Annotated in this window: 22 protein-coding genes; 5 read left to right on the top strand and 17 right to left on the bottom strand. The window is 68.6% G+C overall.

The annotated features are described in order from the left end of the window. Nucleotides 1-238: 238 nt before the first annotated feature. The 12 genes from ACESMO_RS00235 to ald all read right to left on the bottom strand — a co-directional run bounded on the left by ACESMO_RS00235 (nucleotide 239) and on the right by ald (nucleotide 11,648). A complete protein-coding gene (locus ACESMO_RS00235) occupies nucleotides 239-1,438 on the bottom strand; it encodes a divergent polysaccharide deacetylase family protein (RefSeq protein WP_372706168.1) in 1,200 nt (399 codons plus the stop codon). A 104-nt stretch (nucleotides 1,439-1,542) separates the two neighbouring features. Then, complete coding sequence (locus ACESMO_RS00240) at nucleotides 1,543-2,967, bottom strand: S41 family peptidase (RefSeq protein ID WP_372706169.1); 1,425 nt, start codon at nucleotides 2,965-2,967, stop codon at nucleotides 1,543-1,545. 150 nt (nucleotides 2,968-3,117) lie between these two features. Then, complete coding sequence (locus tag ACESMO_RS00245; protein WP_372706170.1) at nucleotides 3,118-4,185, bottom strand: murein hydrolase activator EnvC; 1,068 nt, start codon at nucleotides 4,183-4,185, stop codon at nucleotides 3,118-3,120. Beyond that, nucleotides 4,185-4,649, bottom strand: a complete 465-nt coding sequence (rlmH, locus tag ACESMO_RS00250) for a 23S rRNA (pseudouridine(1915)-N(3))-methyltransferase RlmH (RefSeq protein ID WP_372706171.1) — start codon at nucleotides 4,647-4,649, stop codon at nucleotides 4,185-4,187. The genes ACESMO_RS00245 and rlmH overlap by 1 nt, the downstream gene beginning before the upstream one ends. Nucleotides 4,650-4,661: 12 nt before the next feature. Beyond that, entirely contained in the window at nucleotides 4,662-5,081 is a 420-nt protein-coding gene (gene rsfS / locus ACESMO_RS00255) for a ribosome silencing factor (RefSeq protein WP_372706172.1), read from the bottom strand. 144 nt (nucleotides 5,082-5,225) lie between these two features. Then, complete coding sequence (locus ACESMO_RS00260) at nucleotides 5,226-5,891, bottom strand: nicotinate-nucleotide adenylyltransferase (protein ID WP_372706173.1); 666 nt, start codon at nucleotides 5,889-5,891, stop codon at nucleotides 5,226-5,228. Nucleotides 5,892-6,031: 140 nt separating this feature from the next. Then, complete coding sequence (locus ACESMO_RS00265; RefSeq protein WP_372706174.1) at nucleotides 6,032-7,330, bottom strand: glutamate-5-semialdehyde dehydrogenase; 1,299 nt, start codon at nucleotides 7,328-7,330, stop codon at nucleotides 6,032-6,034. 39 nt (nucleotides 7,331-7,369) lie between these two features. Further along, a complete protein-coding gene (proB, locus tag ACESMO_RS00270; protein WP_372706175.1) occupies nucleotides 7,370-8,512 on the bottom strand; it encodes a glutamate 5-kinase in 1,143 nt (380 codons plus the stop codon). Next, complete coding sequence (obgE, locus tag ACESMO_RS00275) at nucleotides 8,512-9,570, bottom strand: GTPase ObgE (RefSeq protein WP_372706176.1); 1,059 nt, start codon at nucleotides 9,568-9,570, stop codon at nucleotides 8,512-8,514. Before obgE ends, proB begins: the two co-directional genes overlap by 1 nt. Before the next feature lie 47 nt (nucleotides 9,571-9,617). After that, nucleotides 9,618-10,016 (bottom strand): hypothetical protein, encoded by a 399-nt coding sequence (locus tag ACESMO_RS00280; protein ID WP_372706177.1) that lies wholly within the window; start codon nucleotides 10,014-10,016, stop codon nucleotides 9,618-9,620. A 74-nt stretch (nucleotides 10,017-10,090) separates the two neighbouring features. Next, complete coding sequence (locus ACESMO_RS00285; RefSeq protein WP_372706178.1) at nucleotides 10,091-10,450, bottom strand: DUF6152 family protein; 360 nt, start codon at nucleotides 10,448-10,450, stop codon at nucleotides 10,091-10,093. 79 nt (nucleotides 10,451-10,529) lie between these two features. Beyond that, nucleotides 10,530-11,648, bottom strand: coding sequence for an alanine dehydrogenase (ald, locus tag ACESMO_RS00290; protein ID WP_372706179.1), 1,119 nt, complete (start codon nucleotides 11,646-11,648; stop codon nucleotides 10,530-10,532). A 145-nt stretch (nucleotides 11,649-11,793) separates the two neighbouring features. On the opposite strand from ald, the gene ACESMO_RS00295 reads away from it, so the two are divergent. Beyond that, entirely contained in the window at nucleotides 11,794-12,270 is a 477-nt protein-coding gene (locus tag ACESMO_RS00295) for an Lrp/AsnC family transcriptional regulator (RefSeq protein ID WP_372706180.1), read from the top strand. Nucleotides 12,271-12,301: 31 nt separating this feature from the next. After that, nucleotides 12,302-12,709: a hypothetical protein gene (locus tag ACESMO_RS00300; protein ID WP_372706181.1), complete on the top strand. Its 408-nt coding sequence runs from the start codon at nucleotides 12,302-12,304 to the stop codon at nucleotides 12,707-12,709. A 79-nt stretch (nucleotides 12,710-12,788) separates the two neighbouring features. Here the strand turns inward: ACESMO_RS00300 and ACESMO_RS00305 are convergent, their stop codons facing one another. From ACESMO_RS00305 to ACESMO_RS00315, 3 genes are read right to left on the bottom strand one after another with little or no spacing between them, the layout of a single operon-like run. Then, entirely contained in the window at nucleotides 12,789-13,949 is a 1,161-nt protein-coding gene (locus ACESMO_RS00305) for a glutathionylspermidine synthase family protein (RefSeq protein ID WP_372706182.1), read from the bottom strand. Nucleotides 13,950-13,980: 31 nt separating this feature from the next. Then, on the bottom strand, nucleotides 13,981-14,721 hold the full coding sequence (locus ACESMO_RS00310) for a PspA/IM30 family protein (protein WP_372706183.1): 741 nt from the start codon (nucleotides 14,719-14,721) through the stop codon (nucleotides 13,981-13,983). 21 nt (nucleotides 14,722-14,742) lie between these two features. After that, nucleotides 14,743-15,198 (bottom strand): YjfI family protein, encoded by a 456-nt coding sequence (locus ACESMO_RS00315; RefSeq protein ID WP_372706184.1) that lies wholly within the window; start codon nucleotides 15,196-15,198, stop codon nucleotides 14,743-14,745. A gap of 187 nt (nucleotides 15,199-15,385) precedes the next feature. Between ACESMO_RS00315 and ACESMO_RS00320 the strand changes: the two genes are divergently transcribed. Genes ACESMO_RS00320 through ACESMO_RS00330 form a run of 3 tightly spaced genes read left to right on the top strand, consistent with a single transcriptional unit; the run spans nucleotide 15,386 to nucleotide 17,090 of the window. Next, nucleotides 15,386-16,030, top strand: a complete 645-nt coding sequence (locus tag ACESMO_RS00320; protein WP_372706185.1) for a YjfK family protein — start codon at nucleotides 15,386-15,388, stop codon at nucleotides 16,028-16,030. A gap of 21 nt (nucleotides 16,031-16,051) precedes the next feature. Continuing rightward, nucleotides 16,052-16,465 carry a DUF350 domain-containing protein gene (locus tag ACESMO_RS00325; protein ID WP_372706186.1) on the top strand — a complete coding sequence of 138 codons (414 nt, stop codon included), beginning with the start codon at nucleotides 16,052-16,054 and terminating at the stop codon, nucleotides 16,463-16,465. A 7-nt stretch (nucleotides 16,466-16,472) separates the two neighbouring features. Beyond that, nucleotides 16,473-17,090: a DUF1190 domain-containing protein gene (locus ACESMO_RS00330; protein WP_372706187.1), complete on the top strand. Its 618-nt coding sequence runs from the start codon at nucleotides 16,473-16,475 to the stop codon at nucleotides 17,088-17,090. A gap of 3 nt (nucleotides 17,091-17,093) precedes the next feature. Here ACESMO_RS00330 and ACESMO_RS00335 read toward each other — a convergent pair whose 3' ends face one another. Next, nucleotides 17,094-17,501, bottom strand: a complete 408-nt coding sequence (locus tag ACESMO_RS00335) for a hypothetical protein (RefSeq protein WP_372706188.1) — start codon at nucleotides 17,499-17,501, stop codon at nucleotides 17,094-17,096. A gap of 168 nt (nucleotides 17,502-17,669) precedes the next feature. Continuing rightward, the gene (locus ACESMO_RS00340) at nucleotides 17,670-17,807 is read right to left on the bottom strand and encodes an entericidin A/B family lipoprotein (RefSeq protein ID WP_372706189.1); all 138 of its coding nucleotides are present in this window, start codon (nucleotides 17,805-17,807) and stop codon (nucleotides 17,670-17,672) included. Between the last annotated feature and the right edge of the window lie 39 nt (nucleotides 17,808-17,846).

Here is a 17,846-nt window from a genome sequence, read left to right on the forward strand (position 1 = left end):
ACAGCGGGAAATATGGCTTGATCCGACGCATCTGCTTGTTCGTCAGCCAAAACAGATCACTCATGACAGGCTCCTCCTGCCACCAGTGAATCAGATCGCCACGACCGTGTGAATCCCTTTAATGGGTCCTGAGCCTAGTGATTGCAGCTTTACCGGCGGCGGATCGGCGGCGCGAACCACGCCGTGTCACCAGCGGTGGCCAGCCACTAATCACTAACCACTAATCACGCTGCTTCCGCTAGCGTCCCGGCCGCTGCGTCATGGCGCTGGCCGGAGCCAGTTGCAGGCCGCGAGCGTCCAGACCGGCGGCCCAGCGGGCGGCGGCCTCAACGGTGACGGGATAGCTGAAGCCGGTGCCGAGCGCCTGGCCGCGCGTCTTGGCGAGCGCCTCCAGCGCGTTCAACTGGCCGACGATGGCGGCGGGCGACTGCTGCTCGTCGATGATGCGATTGGCGCTGGCGCGGGCCCAGGCTCCGGGGCGGCGACTCATGGAGCCGTCGTCGAGGAAGGCCACGCCGCGCTGGCGCAGCACGGTCATGAAGGCGCCCATGCCCGCGTCCGAGGTGGCGAAGCGATCGCCGAGATAGTTGGTCACCCCGAAATAGCCGGTGGCGCGGCCCAGCAGCCAGTTCATCTTCGCCTGGATGTCGGTGGCTTCCGCCGAGGCCAGCAGGGTGTAGGGGCCGGGGTCGTTGTTCGGATAGCCGGTGGGCTCCATCGGCATTTCCAGCATGACCTCGTGACCCTGGGCGCGGGCGAGGTCGATCCAGCCCTGCAAGCCCTCGGCATAGGGGACGAAGCTGAGGGTCACCTCGGCGGGCAGCCGCTCGATGGCGGCGCGGGTGGTGATGGCGTTGAGGCCGAGCCCGCCGACGATCAGGGCCACGCGCGGCTTGCCGTTGGAAACGAAGGGGCGGGCATAGGCCTGGGCCGGGACGCGGCCGTCAGTGGCGATGCGCGGCAGCGGGCCTTCGGGGCCGGGCTGGCTGAGGCCGGCGATGGGGGCCTGAGGCAGGGGCCGGGCGGCGATCCTGGGCGCGGTGATCGGCGCGCCGGGGCCGGAGACGGTGGCCCCGTCCGGCAGGGTGATGACGGCCTCGCCCATCTGGGTCGGGTCGCCGACCAGCCCCTCGGCGGTCAGGTCCTGATAGGCTCCGTAGCCGCCCATGGAGAAGGCTTCCAGCCCCGTGGGGACGGGCGCGACGACCGGGGCGTCGCGCTTCAGCGCCACGCGGGCCGAGGGCGCTCCGGCGCGGGGATCACCCAGCACGGTGACGAACAGGGCTGCGGCCGAGATCAGCAGGATGCCTGCTGCGGCCACGGCGACCGGCGGCTTTTTCAGAACCCTGGCGACCGGCGCGAGGCTGTCGCGCAGCGAACGACGCGCGGGCGGTGTGCCGGCGGTGGCGGCTAGAACGGACTGACGCTTGGCGAACATGGACGGATCGGGACGCTCAAACGGGGTCCGCCGGACGGACCCCTTCGAGACTCAACCTGACCGATGCCGGTTAAGAAAGCCTAACGGCGCGTTAGGGATGAGCGTCAATCTTCAGGGTCGGGAATCAGGGGCGCCTGATCGCTGGGCAGCCGAGGCCGGGGCCCGCTGTCAGGCTGCACTTCGGCCACCTCGATCGGTGCCGTGCCCGGCGGCGTCACCACCACGCCCTCCGGCGCGGCGGCCAGCTGGGTCAGGACGCCGCCGGCGCGCAGCACGTCATAGGCGCGCTCCAGCTGATAGTCCTTGTCCTTGTCATAGGTCTCGCCCGGGGCCTCGACCGGGGTGTGTGGCCCCTTGCGCTCGGTGCCGATGGAGGCGTCCAGCGCCGTCGCAAAGGCGGCCTCGGAATAGATGAAGTTCGACCGCGACACGATCCGCGCCTCGGCCTGGGAGCGGGCGACCTCCAGATCCGGCTCGATGCCGACCTTCTGGATCGAGGACCCCGACGGCGTGTAATAGCGCGCCGTGGTGATCGACAGGGCGCCGTCGGCGCCGCCCCGCAGCGGGATGACGCTCTGGACCGAGCCCTTGCCGAAGCTGGTCAGGCCTACGATCGTCGCGCGCTGGTGATCCTTCAGCGCCCCGGCCACGATCTCGGACGCCGAGGCGGAACCATAGTTGATCAGGACCACGATCGGCAGGCCACCGCTGAGGTCGCCGGGCTTGGCGGCGTAGCGCACGATCTGCTCGGGCGTGCGACCACGCTGACTGACGATCTCGCCGCGTTCCAGGAAGGCGTCCGTCACGGCGATGGCGGCGTCCAGCAGGCCGCCGCCGTTGTTGCGCAGGTCCAGCACATAGCCCTTGATGGCGGGGTTCTCGCGCTTCAGCCGGGCGACGGTCTCGTTCAGCTCGCGGCCGGTGTTCTCGTTGAAGGTGGAGATGCGCAGGACGGCGAAGTCGCCTTCCAGCCGCCCGACCACGGAATCGATCTTGATGACCTCGCGGGTCAGCGTGACCTCGAGCGGTTCCTCGCCGTCGCGCAGGAAGGTGACCTTGACCGAAGTGCCGGCCGCGCCGCGCAGCTTTTCCGACACCTGGCTGACGGTCAGGCCGCCGGCGTTCTGGCCGTCGATCGAGGAAATGACGTCACCGGCCTGGACACCCGCGCGGGCGGCGGGGCCGCCGTCCATCGGCGAGATGATCTTCACCATACCGCCCTCGGACGAGATGGTCAGGCCGACGCCCGAATACTGGCCCTCGCTCCGTTCGCGCAGCTCGCCGTATCCTGCGGGCGGCAGATAGTTGGAGTGGGGGTCGAGCGCCGTCATCATGCCCTGCAGGGCGGCCTCGATCAGCTTCTTGCCGTCGACCGGCACGACATAGGCCTGTTCCACAATGCCCAGCACGTCACCGAACAGGGCAACCATGCGGAAGGCCTCGTTGCGCGGGGTCTGGCTCCCGGCGGTGGCGGCCCCCAGCCCCAAGAGGGTCGCGGCGGCGGCGCCGATCATCAGGAACTTGCGCATTCGATCTCATATTCCAGGGGCGGAGAGGCCCGTATGGTCACAGTTACGAGGGCCGAGGCGACGAAATCGTGGCCGAGCGGCGTTTCGTGGATAAAAACAGCGTCATCGCTTCGTGGAAAGCGGATTCGCGGGGCAAAGGACACTCGATACCTACCTCAGCCAGGGCCCCGGATCGATCGGGCGTTCGTCGCGGCGCAGTTCGAACCCGATCTCGCCGTTCGCGCCGGAGCGGCCCAGCGTCTGGCCTTCGCCCACGCGCGCCCCGGTCTCGACGACGGTGTCGTCCAGCCCCGCGATCACGCCACGCCAACCCGGTCCGAGGTCGAGGATCACCACCTGCCCCCACCCCGACAGCGGCCCGACCCAGGCGACGCGTCCCGGGGCGGGCGCCCGGGCCTCAAGCCGGTCGGCGCGCCAACGCCAGCCGGTGGACCCCCGGCCGAAGCGGACGGAGGGCGCGCCCTCCACCGGGGAGGTCAGGCGGCTGCGTCCGGCCGGCAGGCGGGCGATGGTGGCGACCGTTTCCGTGTCCGGGCCGGGCACGCTCGCGCCGAGACTGCGTAGCCTGGCTTCCAGAGCCCGGGTCGCCTGTTCGGCCGCCCTCGCCTCGGCCTGCAACACGGCCTGTAGCGCGGTCTTGCGCGCGGTCAGGGCCTCGATGCCGGCGCGGCGGTCGCCCTGGGCGCTTTCGGCGGTGAACAGGGCCTCGCTGTTCAGGGCCGCGAGGCGGCGCACGCGCTGGAGTTCGACCTGACGGTCGGCCAGCCCCCGGGCGCGGGCCTGAAGCTCGGGCGCGATGGCCCGCATCAGGATGGCGGCGCGGACGGTGTCGACGGCCTTGTCGGCGGGCACGAGCAGCGGCGGCGGCGGCTTGCGGCTCATCATCTGCAGGGCCGACAACAGGCGCGCCTGACGCCCGCGCGCCTGCGACAGACGGGCGACCAGGGCGGCCTCGCGGCCGTCAAGGTCCCGCAGCCGGGCGCGTTGACCGGCGATCAGGGCGTCGTCGGCGGTGACGGCGGTGCGCAGGGCGGCGAGGTCGCTTTCAAGCCCGGCGATCTCCTGCGTGGCTTCGGCGGCCTCGGCGCGCAGGCTGCGGGCGCGGGCCTGTTCGTCGCGATACTCGGCCTGCAACCGCCCGACCTCGCCCGTGGGAGAGGCCGCCGCGACGGGCAGGGCGGTCAGGACGATGGCGAGAAGGGGGACGAGCGGGCGCATCAATCCCGATGATAGGGCGATCCGGCCAGAATGGTCACGGCACGATACAGCTGTTCCACAAGCATGGCCCGGGCGAGGGCGTGGGGCCAGGTCTGGGGACCGAAGGCAAGGGTCGAGCCGGCGGCGGCGCGGACGCCGGCGTCCAGACCGTCGGCCCCGCCTATGGCGAAGGCCAGCCGGCGCTCGCCCCGGTCGCGCAGCTCGGCGATATGGTCGGCGAAGGCACGGCTGGAGAAGGTCCGGCCGCGCTCATCGCAGGCGATCAGATGCGATCCCTCGGCCGCCTTGAGGATCAGCTCGGCCTCGGGGGCCTTGCCCGGCTTGCGCGGCTCAAGATCGACCAGCTCCAGCGGACCGAGGCCAAGGACCCGCCCGGCCTGCGTCGTGCGTTCGGCGTAGTCGGCCGCCAGCGTGGCTTCCGGACCCCGCCCCGGCTTGCCGATGGCGATGACGGCCAGCTTCATCGCGTCAGGGGATCAGGCGCGGCTGTCGAGGCGGTGGCCGCTCTCGACCGACCAGATCTTCTCGATGTTGTAGAAGGTGCGCACTTCCGGCCGGAACAGGTGGACGATCACGTCCCCGGCGTCGATCAGCACCCAGTCGCAGTGCGGCAGGCCCTCGACCTTTGCCTTGCCCATGCCCTGTTCCTTCAGCGCGCGCTGAAGGTGGTCGGCCAAGGCGCCGACGTGACGGTGCGAGCGCCCGGAAGCGATGATCATGCTGTCCGCCATCGGGCTTTTGCCCTTCAGGTCGATCAGGACGATGTCCTGGGCCTTGTCGTCGTCCAGCCGGGACAGGATGGCCTGTTCGAGCGGAGTCGAGCCGACGGGAAGGGGTGAGTTCAGCCCGTCGTTCGTGGACCCGTCTTCGGAATGGATGGGCGGGATGGCGTCCATCTCGTGCGCCGTGTTGGAAACGGCGACGTCATGTGCGTCGTGCGCGGGCGAGGGGGTCAGCGGAGGGCTCCGGGGAGGTTACTAAAGAGGTTGTCTATCACGGATGGCGCGCGGCGTCACGCGCCGGGCCGAAGGGGTGGTGTCTCAGGACATCCTCTGGGCGCGGATGGCCGTCGACGAGCGGGGATTCAGCGGTGCCGTCAGATAGGTCCAGGCGGGGGCCTCCATGTCCGCCAGCAGCCGCGCTCTCCCGGCGGGAACGCGGGCACCGGCGAAACGGGCGGCGGCGGGGGCCGTGCGGCTGTCCAGCATGCTGCCCGGGCGGGCGATGACGGCCACGGGCATCAACCGCATGATGTCGGTCCAGCCGCGCCAGCGGTGGAAATCGGCCAGATTGTCCGATCCCATCAGCCAGACGAAGCGGACGCCGGGATGGCGCGCGGTCAGGGCGCGCAGCGTGTCCACCGTCCAGCGGACGCCGATGCGGGTCTCGACGTCGGAGACGATCATCGACGGACCCGCTGCGGCGTGGCGGGCGGCGACGCGGGCCGAGGCCATGCGCTCGGCCAGCGGCGCGCTGTCGCGGGCGTCCTTCAGCGGGTTCTGCGGCGAGACCAGCCAGACTACCCGGTCGAGGCCCAGCCGCCGCATCGCCGTCTCGGCCACATGGGCGTGGCCGTCGTGGGCCGGATTGAAGGAGCCGCCGAACAGACCGACCGTCATGCCGGGCTGGAGGGCCAGCCCGTCGCGCAAACCGCCGCGTCGGGGACCGGAGGCTCGCGGCGCGGGACCGGCGTGGAAGAAGGACAAGGGGGCGGGCTCGCGCGGACTTATGCTCACGAGGGAGCTAACACGCCGGCACGGGCGGTGTCGCCTGCGATCAGCAGGTGAAGTCCACGCGGTACGGATACATGTGGGCGGGCCGGACCAGGGTGCCGCGCCGAAACGGCTCAGGGCCGGATCTGGCCCGCGCCCCGGATGACGTATTTGAAGCTGGTCAGCTGTTCGGCACCGACCGGCCCGCGCGCATGCAGCCGACCGGTGGAGATGCCGATCTCGCCGCCGAAGCCGAACTCGCCGCCGTCGGCGAACTGGGTCGAGGCGTTGGCCAGCACGATTCCGGCGTCCACCTCGGCCAGGAAACGCTCGATCGCGCCGTTGTCGGAGGCCACGATCGCCTCCGTATGGCCGGAGCCGTAGCGCGCGACATGGTCGATCGCGGCGTCCAGACCGTCGACCACCCGAACGGCGAGAATGGGTTCGAGATATTCGGTGCTCCAGTCCGAGGCGTCGGCCGGGCTCGCCTGCGGAACCAGGGCGCAGGTCACGGGGTCGCCGCGCAAGGCGCAGCCGGCGGACGTGAGGTCATCGGCGATCGCCGGCAACAGGCTGGCGGCGACGGCGCGGTCCACCAGCAGGGTCTCGGCGGCACCGCAGACCGAGACGCGCCGCATCTTGGCGTTCAGCACGACCGCCCGCGCCATGTCCGGGTCGGCGCTGGCATGGACATAGACGTGGTTGACGCCTTCCAGATGACCCAGTACCGCGACCCTGGCCTCGGCCTTGACCCGTTCGACCAGCGAGCGTCCGCCGCGCGGGATCAGCAGATCGATCGTTCCCTCCAGACCCTTCAGAATCTGACCGACGGCGGCGCGGTCGCGGGTGGTGACGATCTGCACCGCGTCGGACGACAGGCCGGCCCTTTCCAGCCCCTCGACGAGGGCCGCATGGATGGCGAGGTTGGAGCGCAGGCATTCCGACCCGCCGCGCAGGATCACGGCGTTGCCGGCACGCACCGCAAGGGCGGCGGCGTCGGCGGTGACGTTCGGCCGGCTCTCATAGATGACGGCCAGGACCCCGATCGGGGTGCGCACGCGGGCGATGTCGAGCCCGTTCGCCGGGCTCCAGCGGGCCGTTTCGGCTCCGACCGGATCGACGATGGCGGCGATCGACACCAGCGCGCCGATGACTCCGTCCAGACGGTTCGCGTCCAGCGCCAGCCGGTCCAGCATGGCACCCGCCATGCCTTTCGCCCTCGCATCCTCGAGGTCAGCGGCGTTGGCGGCCAACACCTGATCGGACCGCGCCCGCAGCGCCTCGGCCATGCCCACGATGGCGCGCGTACGGGCCTCCGGTCCGGCGAGCGACAGGGCGCGGGCGGCGGCGCGGGCTCTGCGACCCATGGCCAGCATGTCGGCCTCAAGCAGGTCCGCTGCGGTCGAGTATGAAACGTCGGAGGGCGGGATCATTCGGTCAGGTTCGCACCGACAGGGCCGGTTTCAAAGGCTTCAGGCCCGCCGCAGCGCCAGGTCGTCGGCATGGACCACCACTGGCCCGCCTTGATACCCGAGAGCGGCGGTCAGGTCGGCGGAGCGGACGCCGATGATTTTTGCCACATCGCCCGCATCATATCGGACCAGGCCCCGGGCGATCTCGGCGCCGGCACCGTCGAAAACGGCGACCGGATCGCCCTTGCCGAAGGCCCCGCCGGCGGAGACCAGCCCCACGGCCAGCAGCGATTTTCCATCCAGCAGGGCGCGGGCGCAGCCCGGGTCGACGACCAGTTGGCCCCGCGGGGCCAGCGAGCCGCCGATCCACTGTTTGTAGGCCGCCTTCACCGTCGTGGCGGGATCGATCAGCGTGCTGCGCATGTCCACGCCGAAGGTCGCGCCGACCTCCATCGACCGCCCGGCGGCGATCAGTGTGGCGCAGCCGGCATCTGCGGCGATCCGGGCGGCCATCAGTTTGGTGGCCATGCCGCCGGTCCCCAGGCCCGCCCCGGCGTTCGGGCCGGTCGCCATCGCCTCGATCGCGGGCGTCAGGGTTTCGACATGCGGGATATGGACCGCCTCGGGCCGGGACCGGGGGTCGGCGCTGTAAAGGCCGTCGATATCGGACAGCAGGATCAGCAGGTCGGCGCCGATCATCTGGGCCACGCGCGCCGCCAGCCGGTCATTGTCCCCGTAGCGGATCTCTTCGGTGGCGACCGTGTCGTTCTCATTGACCACCGGAACCACGCCCATATCGAGCAGGGATCCGACCGTGGCGCGGGCGTTCAACCAGCGACGCCGGGTCTCGGTGTCGTCGCGGGTCAGAAGGATCTGGGCGGTGATCCGGTCGTGGGGTTCGAAGGCCGAGGCCCAGGCCGCCATCAGCAGGGACTGGCCGACCGCCGCTGCGGCCTGTTTGCCCTCCAGCCCGACCCCGCGGGTCCCGAGCCGTCGCGCGCCGAGAGCGACCGCCCCCGACGAGACGACGAGCACCTGTTTCCCCTGACCCATCCAGTCGGCGACGCGACCGGCCAGTCCCTCAAGCCGCGCCCTGTCGACGGTGTCGCTCCGACTGTCGACCAGCAGGGACGAGCCGATCTTGAGCACGATGCGCCGGGCGTCGGCGATCGCCCGTGTGGACCGGGGCGCGCCGTCGCGCATCAGGGTGCCCAGCCGCCGGGGGTTTCCATGACGGTCTCGTCTTCCTCGGCCGGGGCGATTTCGCCGCGGTCCTTGCGCACTTCGGTCCAGGCGGCGCGCAGCAGTTCGGTCACGCCCTCGCCCGAAACGCCGGACACCAGCATTGGACGACGGCCGGCGGCGGCCTCCAGTTCGGCGGCCTTCTCCTCGCGCGCCTCGGGGGTGAGGGCGTCGATCTTGTTCAGGGCCAGGACTTCGGCCTTGTCGGCCAGACCGGCGCCGTAGGCCTCCAGCTCATGACGGATGGTGCGATAGGCCCCGGCGACATCATCCTGGGTGCCGTCGATCAGGTGGATCAGACAGCCGGAGCGTTCGACGTGGCCGAGGAAACGGGTGCCGAGGCCGGCCCCCTCGGACGCGCCCTCGATCAGGCCGGGGATGTCGGCGATGACGAAACGCTCGGTCTCGGACAGATCGACCACGCCCAGATTGGGCACCAGGGTGGTGAAGGGATAGTCGGCGATCTTGGGCCGCGCCGCGCTGGCCGCCGCCAGGAATGTCGATTTGCCGGCGTTGGGCAGGCCGGCCAGACCGACGTCGGCGATCAGCTTCAGCCGCAGCCAGACCCAGCGTTCTTGGCCCTCCTGGCCGGGATTGGCGTATTTCGGGGCCTGGTTTGACGGGCCCTTGAAGTGGACGTTGCCCCAGCCGCCGTTGCCGCCCTTGAGCAGCATTTCGGTCTTGCCGACATAATCCATGTCCAGCAGCACCGTCTCCTTGTCGTCGTCCAGCACCTGGGTGCCGACGGGGACTTTCAGGATGACGTCCTCGCCCTTGGCCCCATGCATCTGGCGGCCCATGCCGTGGGTGCCGGTCGGGGCCTTGAAATGCTGCTGGTAGCGGAAGTCGATCAAGGTGTTCAGACCATCGGCCGCGATGATCCAGACGTTTCCGCCATTGCCGCCGTCGCCGCCGTCGGGGCCGCCGTTGGGGATGAATTTTTCGCGTCGGAACGACACGCAGCCCGCCCCGCCGTTGCCGGAGCGGATGTAGATCTTGGCCTGGTCGAGAAACTTCATCGCGGGCTTATGGCGCAAGAGCGCGGCGATTTACAGGCGGCAGGAACTCAGAAATAGGCAATCAGCCGCCCCGCGATGACCACGGCCAGCCACAAGGCCAGCGAAAGCCCAGCCAGCACCCTTGCCGAGACGGGCGGATGGTCGTCCAGCCGCCGCCACCCGACCCGAAAAGCCAGGGCGTTCAATCCAGCCAGGGCGATCAGCCCGAGCTTGGTCAGGAAGATCGGCGAGCCGGCCAAGGCCCGGGCGTCGGCCACGAACAGCAGCACCCCGCTGATCACCATGAGGGCAAGCCCGGCCACGGCGATGGGCGCCAGCGCCGACGAAAGCCGGTGCGTCGGCAGGTCCCGGCCATAGCCGAGAACCCTCAGATCGAGGATCCCGATCGCCCCCACCACCATGATCGCGCCGATCACATGGGCGGTGTTGGCGATCGGATAGATCAAGGCACTCTCGCCGACCCAGACGGCCAGCGGTGAGGCCTCGATGGCCGCGATCAGGCCTGGTGCCGTGGCCGCGCTCAGCGCAGTTCGACGGTCTTGCCGCCCGCGGTGATGCGTTCGACGCGCATCTCACGCGTGCCGTCGCGGCGCGGATATCCCTCGACTGTGACCGTCTGGCCGACCGCGATGTCCTCGCGGGCGAGACCGCGCGTCTGCATCCGTGACACCGGGGCCAGCACCACGTCCCATTTCTGATCGTCAACGGCGATGACAAGCGAACCGTGGGGGCTGCCCCAGCTGGATTCCAGCACCTGGGTCGTGGGTTTCATGACTCGTTCGGCGTCATAGGAGCTCCAGCCGTGATGGGCGAGGGCGGCGGTGGCGGCGGCCAGGACGACAACCGCAGATGCAACGCCAAGTCCGGAACGCAAGGTCATGATCAACTCTCCTTTGGTGGGATGGGTAACCAATCCTAACCCGCGAGGCCTGTTCCCGCGACCCCCCGCCGCAAGCGGCTCAGCCCTTCGCCCACACCCCGAACGGATCGCTCCACGGCAGGTCCAGCGCCTCGGCGACCGCCGGATAGGTGATCTCGCCTTTCAGCACGTTCAGGCCGCGCGCCAGGTGCGGATTGGCCTTCAGCGCGTCCAGCCCGTGATCAGCCAGGGCCAGGCCGAAGGGCAGGGTGGCGTTGTTCAGGGCTTCCGACGACGTGCGCGGGGCGGCGCCCGGCATGTTGGCGACGCAGTAGTGGACCACGCCGTCGACGACATAGGTCGGGTCCTCGTGGGTGGTGGCGTGGCTGGTCTCGAAACAGCCACCCTGATCGATGGCCACGTCGACCAGCACCGAGCCGGGCTTCATCTGTTTCAGATGTTCGCGCTTGATCAGCTTGGGGGCCTCGGCCCCGGGGACCAGAACGGCGCCGATGATGACGTCGGCCTTGACCAGTTCCTCCTCGATCGCGCCGATCGAGGAATAGCGGGTGATGACCCGGCCCTGGGTCACTTCGTCGATATAGGCCATGCGCGGGATCGAGCGTTCCAGCACCACCACCTCGGCACCCAGCCCCATGGCCATCCGGGCCGAGTTCAGCCCGACGACGCCGCCGCCCAGCACCAGCACGCGGGCCGGGGCCACGCCCGGCACGCCGCAGAACAGCAGCCCCATGCCGCCGTTGTGCTTGAGCAGCGTCTCGGCGGCCGAGAAGACGGCGATGCGGCCGGCGACTTCCGACATCGGGGCCAGCAGCGGCAGGCCCTTGCGGTCGTCGGTGACGGTCTCATAGGCGATGGCGGCGCATTTCGAGGCGATCAGCCCCCTGGTCTGTTCGGGGTCGGGGGCCAGGTGCAGATAAGTAAACAGGATCTGGTCCTCGCGGAGCATTTCCCACTCGACCTTCTGCGGCTCCTTGACCTTCACGATCATGTCGCTGTCGGCGAAGATCTGGGCTGCGGTGGAGACGATCCTGGCGCCCGCCTTCTTGTAGTCCGCGTCGGTGAAGCCAGCGCCGAGGCCGGCACCTGTCTCGATCGAGACGGCGTGGCCGTGAGCGACGTATTCGCGCACCGCCGTCGGCGTCAGGCCGATGCGGTGTTCGTTTTTCTTGATTTCCTTGGGGACGCCGACGCGCATGATCATTTCCTCTTTCCGGTAAGGACGGGCCGATCTGCGCCAGCCGCGTTTCGCGCGGTAATCTAGCGGCGCTTCCACCGCAGGTTCCTGTTCTTTTCATCGTGTGATCGATGTAAAGTCGCAGACTCTGCGAAAGAGGCTCGCCTTGAAGACGATTTCTGCCGTCGCCCTCGACGACACCGACCGCAAGATGATCCGCGCGCTACAGGGCGACGGCCGGATGACCAACGCCGATCTGGCCCGGACGGTGAACCTGTCCGAGAGCGCCTGCCTGCGTCGGTTGCGCGCGCTGGAGGCGGCGCAGGTGATCAGCCGCTATGCCGCCATCATCAACGAACGCGCCGTCGGCCTGCCCATCAGCGTCTTCGTGACCGTGACCTTGTCATCGCAGGCCGAGGCCTCGCTGACGGCTTTCGAGACCGCCATCTCGACCGTGCCCGAGGTGGTCGAATGCTATCTGATGACCGGCGGCTCCGACTATCTGCTGCGGCTGGTGGTGCGCGACGTCGACGATCTGGAACGGGTGCACTCGCGCGAACTGACGCGGATTCCGGGCGTGACCCGGGTGTCCTCCAGCGTGGCCATGCGCACAGTGGTCAAGCGCGGTGCCCTGCCGGTTTGACGCAACCCTTCGTTGCGTTGATAATGATCTGATGGGCTTCTCCGAAAAACCCGCCGTCTGGACCGATCGCGAGCCGACGCTCGACGAGGAGATCGGCGCGCTCGGCGACGAGCACATCTTCGAGATGGCAAAGCTCAATGAGGATCAGACGGGTCTTCCGAACGTAGTGCTCATTTCCACTGTCATGGGGTCGCACGGACCGCGCATGAAATATTTCCTGAAGACCGGTCGGGGGAAATCCAGTTTCTCGGTCGTCGTTGCGTCCGAACCGAAGGTTCTGGCCAGCGGCATCGACGAGCGCGACCTGAAGCGAATGGGGCCGAAGGTAATGGAATGGGTTCGTCTGAATCACGAGGCGCTGGCGCGCTTCTGGTGGGACGGCAAATTCTGGACCGATTCCGAGGTGACTGCATTCAAGGCGGCGCTGAAGACCGTTTGAGCCTGGTTTCCGGGAGGCTCAACGGCGGCGGGCGAGTCCACCTGATGATCCCCATCACGGCGGCGATGGCGCGTCTTGGTCAGCGGATGAAATGCGGCACGAACCTGGAGGTGTTGCGGGTGATCCGGCCTTCGTCTTCACGCAACGCAAGACCGGCCGGTTCGTCCCCGACAAGCCACGAGCCTACGATCACATGGCGGCCGTCGAACAGGGGCGGGGCGTGCAGGACCTGCCGGATCTGACTGCCCTCGCCATAGCCGCCGTCGAGGCCCTCTTCCCGCGCCCCGGCCTCGACGATGGCGATGTTTGCACCCTCGCGCGAGAACAGCGGCTTGCGCACATAGGACGTGCCCAGCGCCTGATGGCCCGGATCGCTCTCGAACCAGCTTTCCAGCAGGTTCGGGTGACCGGAGTGCCGTTCCCACAGCAGGGGCAGGATGCCCTTGTTGGACAGCACGGCCTTCCACGCCGGCTCCAGCACCGTGATCCCGGCGTGGGGCAGGGGTTCCGCGTAGTCGTCGCGCAGCATCTGCTCCCACGGATAGAGTTTGAACATGGCCTGGATCAGCCAGTTCTCGTCGTCGACGAAACGGCCGTCGGCGTTCAGCCCGATCTGGTCGATGGCGATGAATTTCGGGTCCAGCCCGCCCTGCCGGGCCAGGTCCTCGAGGAAGCGCACCGTCTGCCGGTCCTCGACGAAGTCGGCTTCGGCGCTGAAATGCACGAAGCCGCCGTCCGGAAAGATCGCCCTGAACCGTTCGACCAGCTTTTCGTGCAGGCTGTTGAACTGGTCCGCGTCGGCGGGCAGGGCACCGTCCGCGATCCGGTCCTCAAGCCACAGCCACTGAAACACCGCCGTCTCGAACACGCTGGTCGGGGTGTCGGCGTTGTATTCGTACAGTTTGGCCGGGCCTTGGCCATCATAGGCGAAGTCGAACCGGCCATACAGCGACGGCTCGCCGCGCTTCCAGCTGTTGGCGACGTAGTCCCGCATGGCCTCCGGGATTTCCAGCAGGCCCATCAGCCGTTCGGACTTCACCGCCTCGTCGACCAGGTCCAGACACATCTGGTGCAGTTCTGCGGTCGGCGCCTCGATGCCCTGCTCGATCTGTTCGAGCGAGAAGGCATAGGCCGCGCTTTCGTCCCAGTAGCGTTCGCCGCTGTCGTGATGCCAGGTGAAGCCCACGGCCTCGGCGCGGGCCTGCCAGTCGGGGCGGGGGTCGAGGGCTATGCGTTCCATGACGGGGTCCTCTGCCCTTCGCGGGGGAGGATCAGGCCGGATCCTTGGCCGCCGCGGGGGCGCCGATCAGCGGCGTCACGACCTTGATCTCGCGCGCCTGCAGACGGGCGAGCACGTCGTTGGCCGAGCTGTGGCCAGGCAGTATGCCCGCCGCCTTCAGCTTGGCGTCGAGGTCGGCCCCGGTGCGCTTGTCCTCCAGCTCCTGGCCGGCGATCAGCTTTTCCTCGTTGATCGCCTGACGCTGCTTGATGCGTTGCAGGCTGTCCGCGGCCGAGCCGATGCGCGACTGGGCGCCGGCCGATTGCAGGGCGACCGAGGACTGGGCCTTCTGCACCGAGTCATTGACTTTCACGATGTCGATCTCGCGCCGCAGCGTCTCGATCTTCTGGTCGGTAGTGGCGATGGCGGCGCGCAGCCGCACCTCGGCCGCCTTCATGTTCTCGATGAGCGGACCGCGGTCGCCGATGCCGGTTTCCAGTTCGGCGATGCGGCCGGCGACTTCCAAGGCCAGATCGTTCTGACCACGGTCCAGCGCCGTGCGGGCCGAGTTCTCGTATTTGGCGATCTGGTCCTGGAAGCTCTTCAGCTCGGTCTCGGCCATGCGTCGGCGCGCCACCAGGCCGGACAGGTCGTCGCGGGCCTTGCCCTGGGCGTTGTCGGCGTCGCGGATTTCCTGATCCAGGATTTTCAACGCATTGGCGTCGACCACGCCTTGCGCGGTGTCATGGGCGGTGCCGCGGAACAGGGCGGACAGTTTGGCGAGCATGGACATGGCGGGTCTCCGTTCCGGGAATCAGGCGGTCGCGGCGTCAGAAGCGGGGGCGCCGAAGGTTTCGCGCAGCCCGGTCGCGTCGATGGCGTTCTCGGCCAGGGTCCGGAGCTCGATCAATATAGTCTGCAGCGCGGTGTTGCACGACAGTTCGCCCATCAGCTCATAGACATCCTGGTCATTGACCGAGGTGATGGCGAAATTCGACAGCGGCACGACCCGCTGGGCCTTGAGCAGGAATTCGTTGAAGGCGTGACGGTCGCCCTGTTCGGCGACCGGCCACAGCAGCACCGAACAGACGATCTGTGCCCCACCCACACTCAGATAGATCGGCAGATCGCCATAGTCGTGCATGGTCGCCAGCAGGACCGGCTCGGCCCCCTCGATGATCCGCAGCGTCAGCTCGCCCTCGCGCACCAGGGGCGAAGCATCCAGCGCCGCGCGGATGGCGGGGACGGTCCAGGCGGTCTCGGCGTCCATGGGGTCGGCTCCAGAAAACTATTCGTCGTCCAAGATGTGGCGTCGCGCTGGCAGGACAAGGAGCGACGCTTCTCCCATCGGTCATTCGGCGGCGGACGGCAACAGACGATGCGAGCTGACGCGACAACGCGTCCGCCCGACGCCGAACCGGCTCGCCACCGCCGACATTCCGGGTTAGGAGCACGGCATGTTCAAGCGTCTGTTCGGACAACCAGCGGCGACGCCGGCGAAATCGCTGGCGATGGTGCGGAACATCACCGTGGGCCGGACCGTGGCGCTGGACCCGTTGGCCTGGCGCCGGCTGGGCGCGGACACCCATTTTACCCTGGATCGGGACGCGCTCGTAATCACCGCCCAGGGGGTGGTGGCGCTGGACGGCGGGACCTTCGTCCATCGCTTTTACACCGACGACCACGTGATGCTTCAGGCCATGAGCGACGACGAGGCCGGCGCGGCGTCCTATGATTTCAGTCTGTTCACCCCCTGGTCCTCGGCCTATCCGCCCGGTGAACGGGAACGGCGGCTATGGCGCGACCGGTTGTCGGAGCCGCGCTTCCAGGGCGCGCCGGAGGGCCTGCCCGAATATCCGCGCTTCTGGTTCTCCGACAGCGAGGAGCGTCAACCGCCGGTCACCCTGTGGGAAACGATTTACGACGACCGCGAAGCGGCCGTGCCCTATGCTAGAATCTTTCAGACCTGCATGCTGTATGCGCGGGATCTGGCGGGCGGGCGTGAACTGATGATCGCGCTTGAGCAGGAGCCCAAGGGCGGCGACGTCAGTCACGAAATCATGATCGGCATTCCGCTGGAAATGGCCGAGTTCAGCGCCTGAGGCGCAGGAGAGGGTTGGGCGATGTTTGACTGGTTCGGGTTTCAGCAGGGGGCGACCGCCTTCATCATCGCCTTCGCTGCGGCGGTGGCCTTCTTCGTCGCCTTCAAATTCATCTATCAGCTGGTCACGCCCTATCACGAGCGTGACCTGATCCGTCAGGGCAACGCTGCGGCCGCCGTCAGCCTCGGCGGAGCCCTGATCGGCTATGTCCTGCCGCTGGCCTCGGCCCTCTCACAGACCGTCAGCCTGCCGGAGTTCGCGGCCTGGGCCCTGCTGGCCGGCCTGATCCAGATCGCCGCCTTCATCGTCGTCAGCCGGTTCGTCTACAAGGCGCTGGCGGCGCGGATCGAGGCGGGCGAGATGGCCGCGGGCATCTATCTGGCCTCCATCTCCATCGGCGTGGGCCTGCTCAACGCCGCCTGCATGACGGCCTGAGGCGATCATGACCGACGAAACCCTGCCCCAGACCACCACCATGCGCCGCCTAAAGCGGTCGCGCACGCTTCAGGTCACCAGCCTGATGGCCACGGTCAGCTTCTCCATGGCCGCCTGTGGTTCGCCGCAGTCGCGGCTGCCCGAAGAACCGGCCGTTCCCGCCCTGGCCTACTCATCCCTGGACGAATGCAAGGCGGCCAACGACGTCTCGGACACCGAGTGCGACACCGCCCAAGCGGCCGCCAGGACCCAGGCGGCCGAAACCTCGCCCCGCTACGCCACGCGCGAGGAGTGCGAGGGCCAATGGGGCTCGGCCCAGTGCGAGCCGCGAACCAGCGGTGGCGGATCCTTCTTCGGGCCGCTGGCGACCGGCTTCATCATCGGCCAGTTGCTGAACGGCGGCGGTTACCGAGGCGGCGGTCCGCTGTATCGGGATCGTCAGGGCCAGTTTTCCAACGGCTACGGCGGGGGCTATCTGTCGCGCGACTATCGCACCGGGCGGACGATCACCAACGCCCGGGAGCACATGCCCGCAGCGCAGCAGGCCCCGGCCCGCGTGCAGAGCCGCACGACGGTCGTTTCGCGCGGCGGTTTCGGTGGCGGGGGCCGGGGCTTCGGAGGCTGACGTTCAGTTCTCGATCGCGTTAAGGTCGCGGCCCCGCGTTTCCGGCAGCCGGATCAGGGCGACGACCGCAGCGATCGCGGTGAAGACGACCGAAAACCAGAGGCCGAAATAGATGGTCCCCGACCAGGCCACCAGCGCGAAGCCGGCGGCGGGCATCAGCCCTCCGACCCAGCCGGTGCCGATGTTGTGGGGCAAGCTCATGGCCGTGTAGCCCACCCGCGTCGGGAACAGCTCGACCAAGGCTGCGACCTGCGGGCCGAAGAGGGCGCAGGCGGCGACGATGAAGATCATCAGGGCGGCCTTGATGCGGGTCTCGACCCCCGCCTTGGCGGCCTTGAGCGCGACGGGATCCAGGACCCGAGCCCTCGACCGACGAGACCTCTCCCCCCCGCGAGGCGTCTCTGCGGACACCGTTTCGACTTTTCTAGCGAGGGCCGCTGCAACGCGCCGGACGTTCGAAGGCCCGCCGAGGTGGAGCCTGGCGGGCCTTCTTCAACCGAGCCACGCGTCGGGGGGGAGTCGCGGCCGGGATATGGGACGCCAGGAGCTGGCCGGCGTCATGATCAGCAGGTCTTGCCTTCAGCAGGTTTGGCCGTCAGCGCATTTGGCGACGGCGGTGCCGACGGCGGATACGTCTTCGCCCGCACCCTTGACGGTGTTGCAGGCGGCGGATGTGAGGGCGGCTGCGGCGGCGAGGATGACAAACAGCTTGCGCATTGTAGGCTCCGTGGGGCGGTGGAGGTTTAGGTCTTGCCG

The sequence above is a fragment of the Brevundimonas sp. genome (assembly GCF_041688735.1).
In the GTDB taxonomy this organism is placed as follows: domain Bacteria; phylum Pseudomonadota; class Alphaproteobacteria; order Caulobacterales; family Caulobacteraceae; genus Brevundimonas.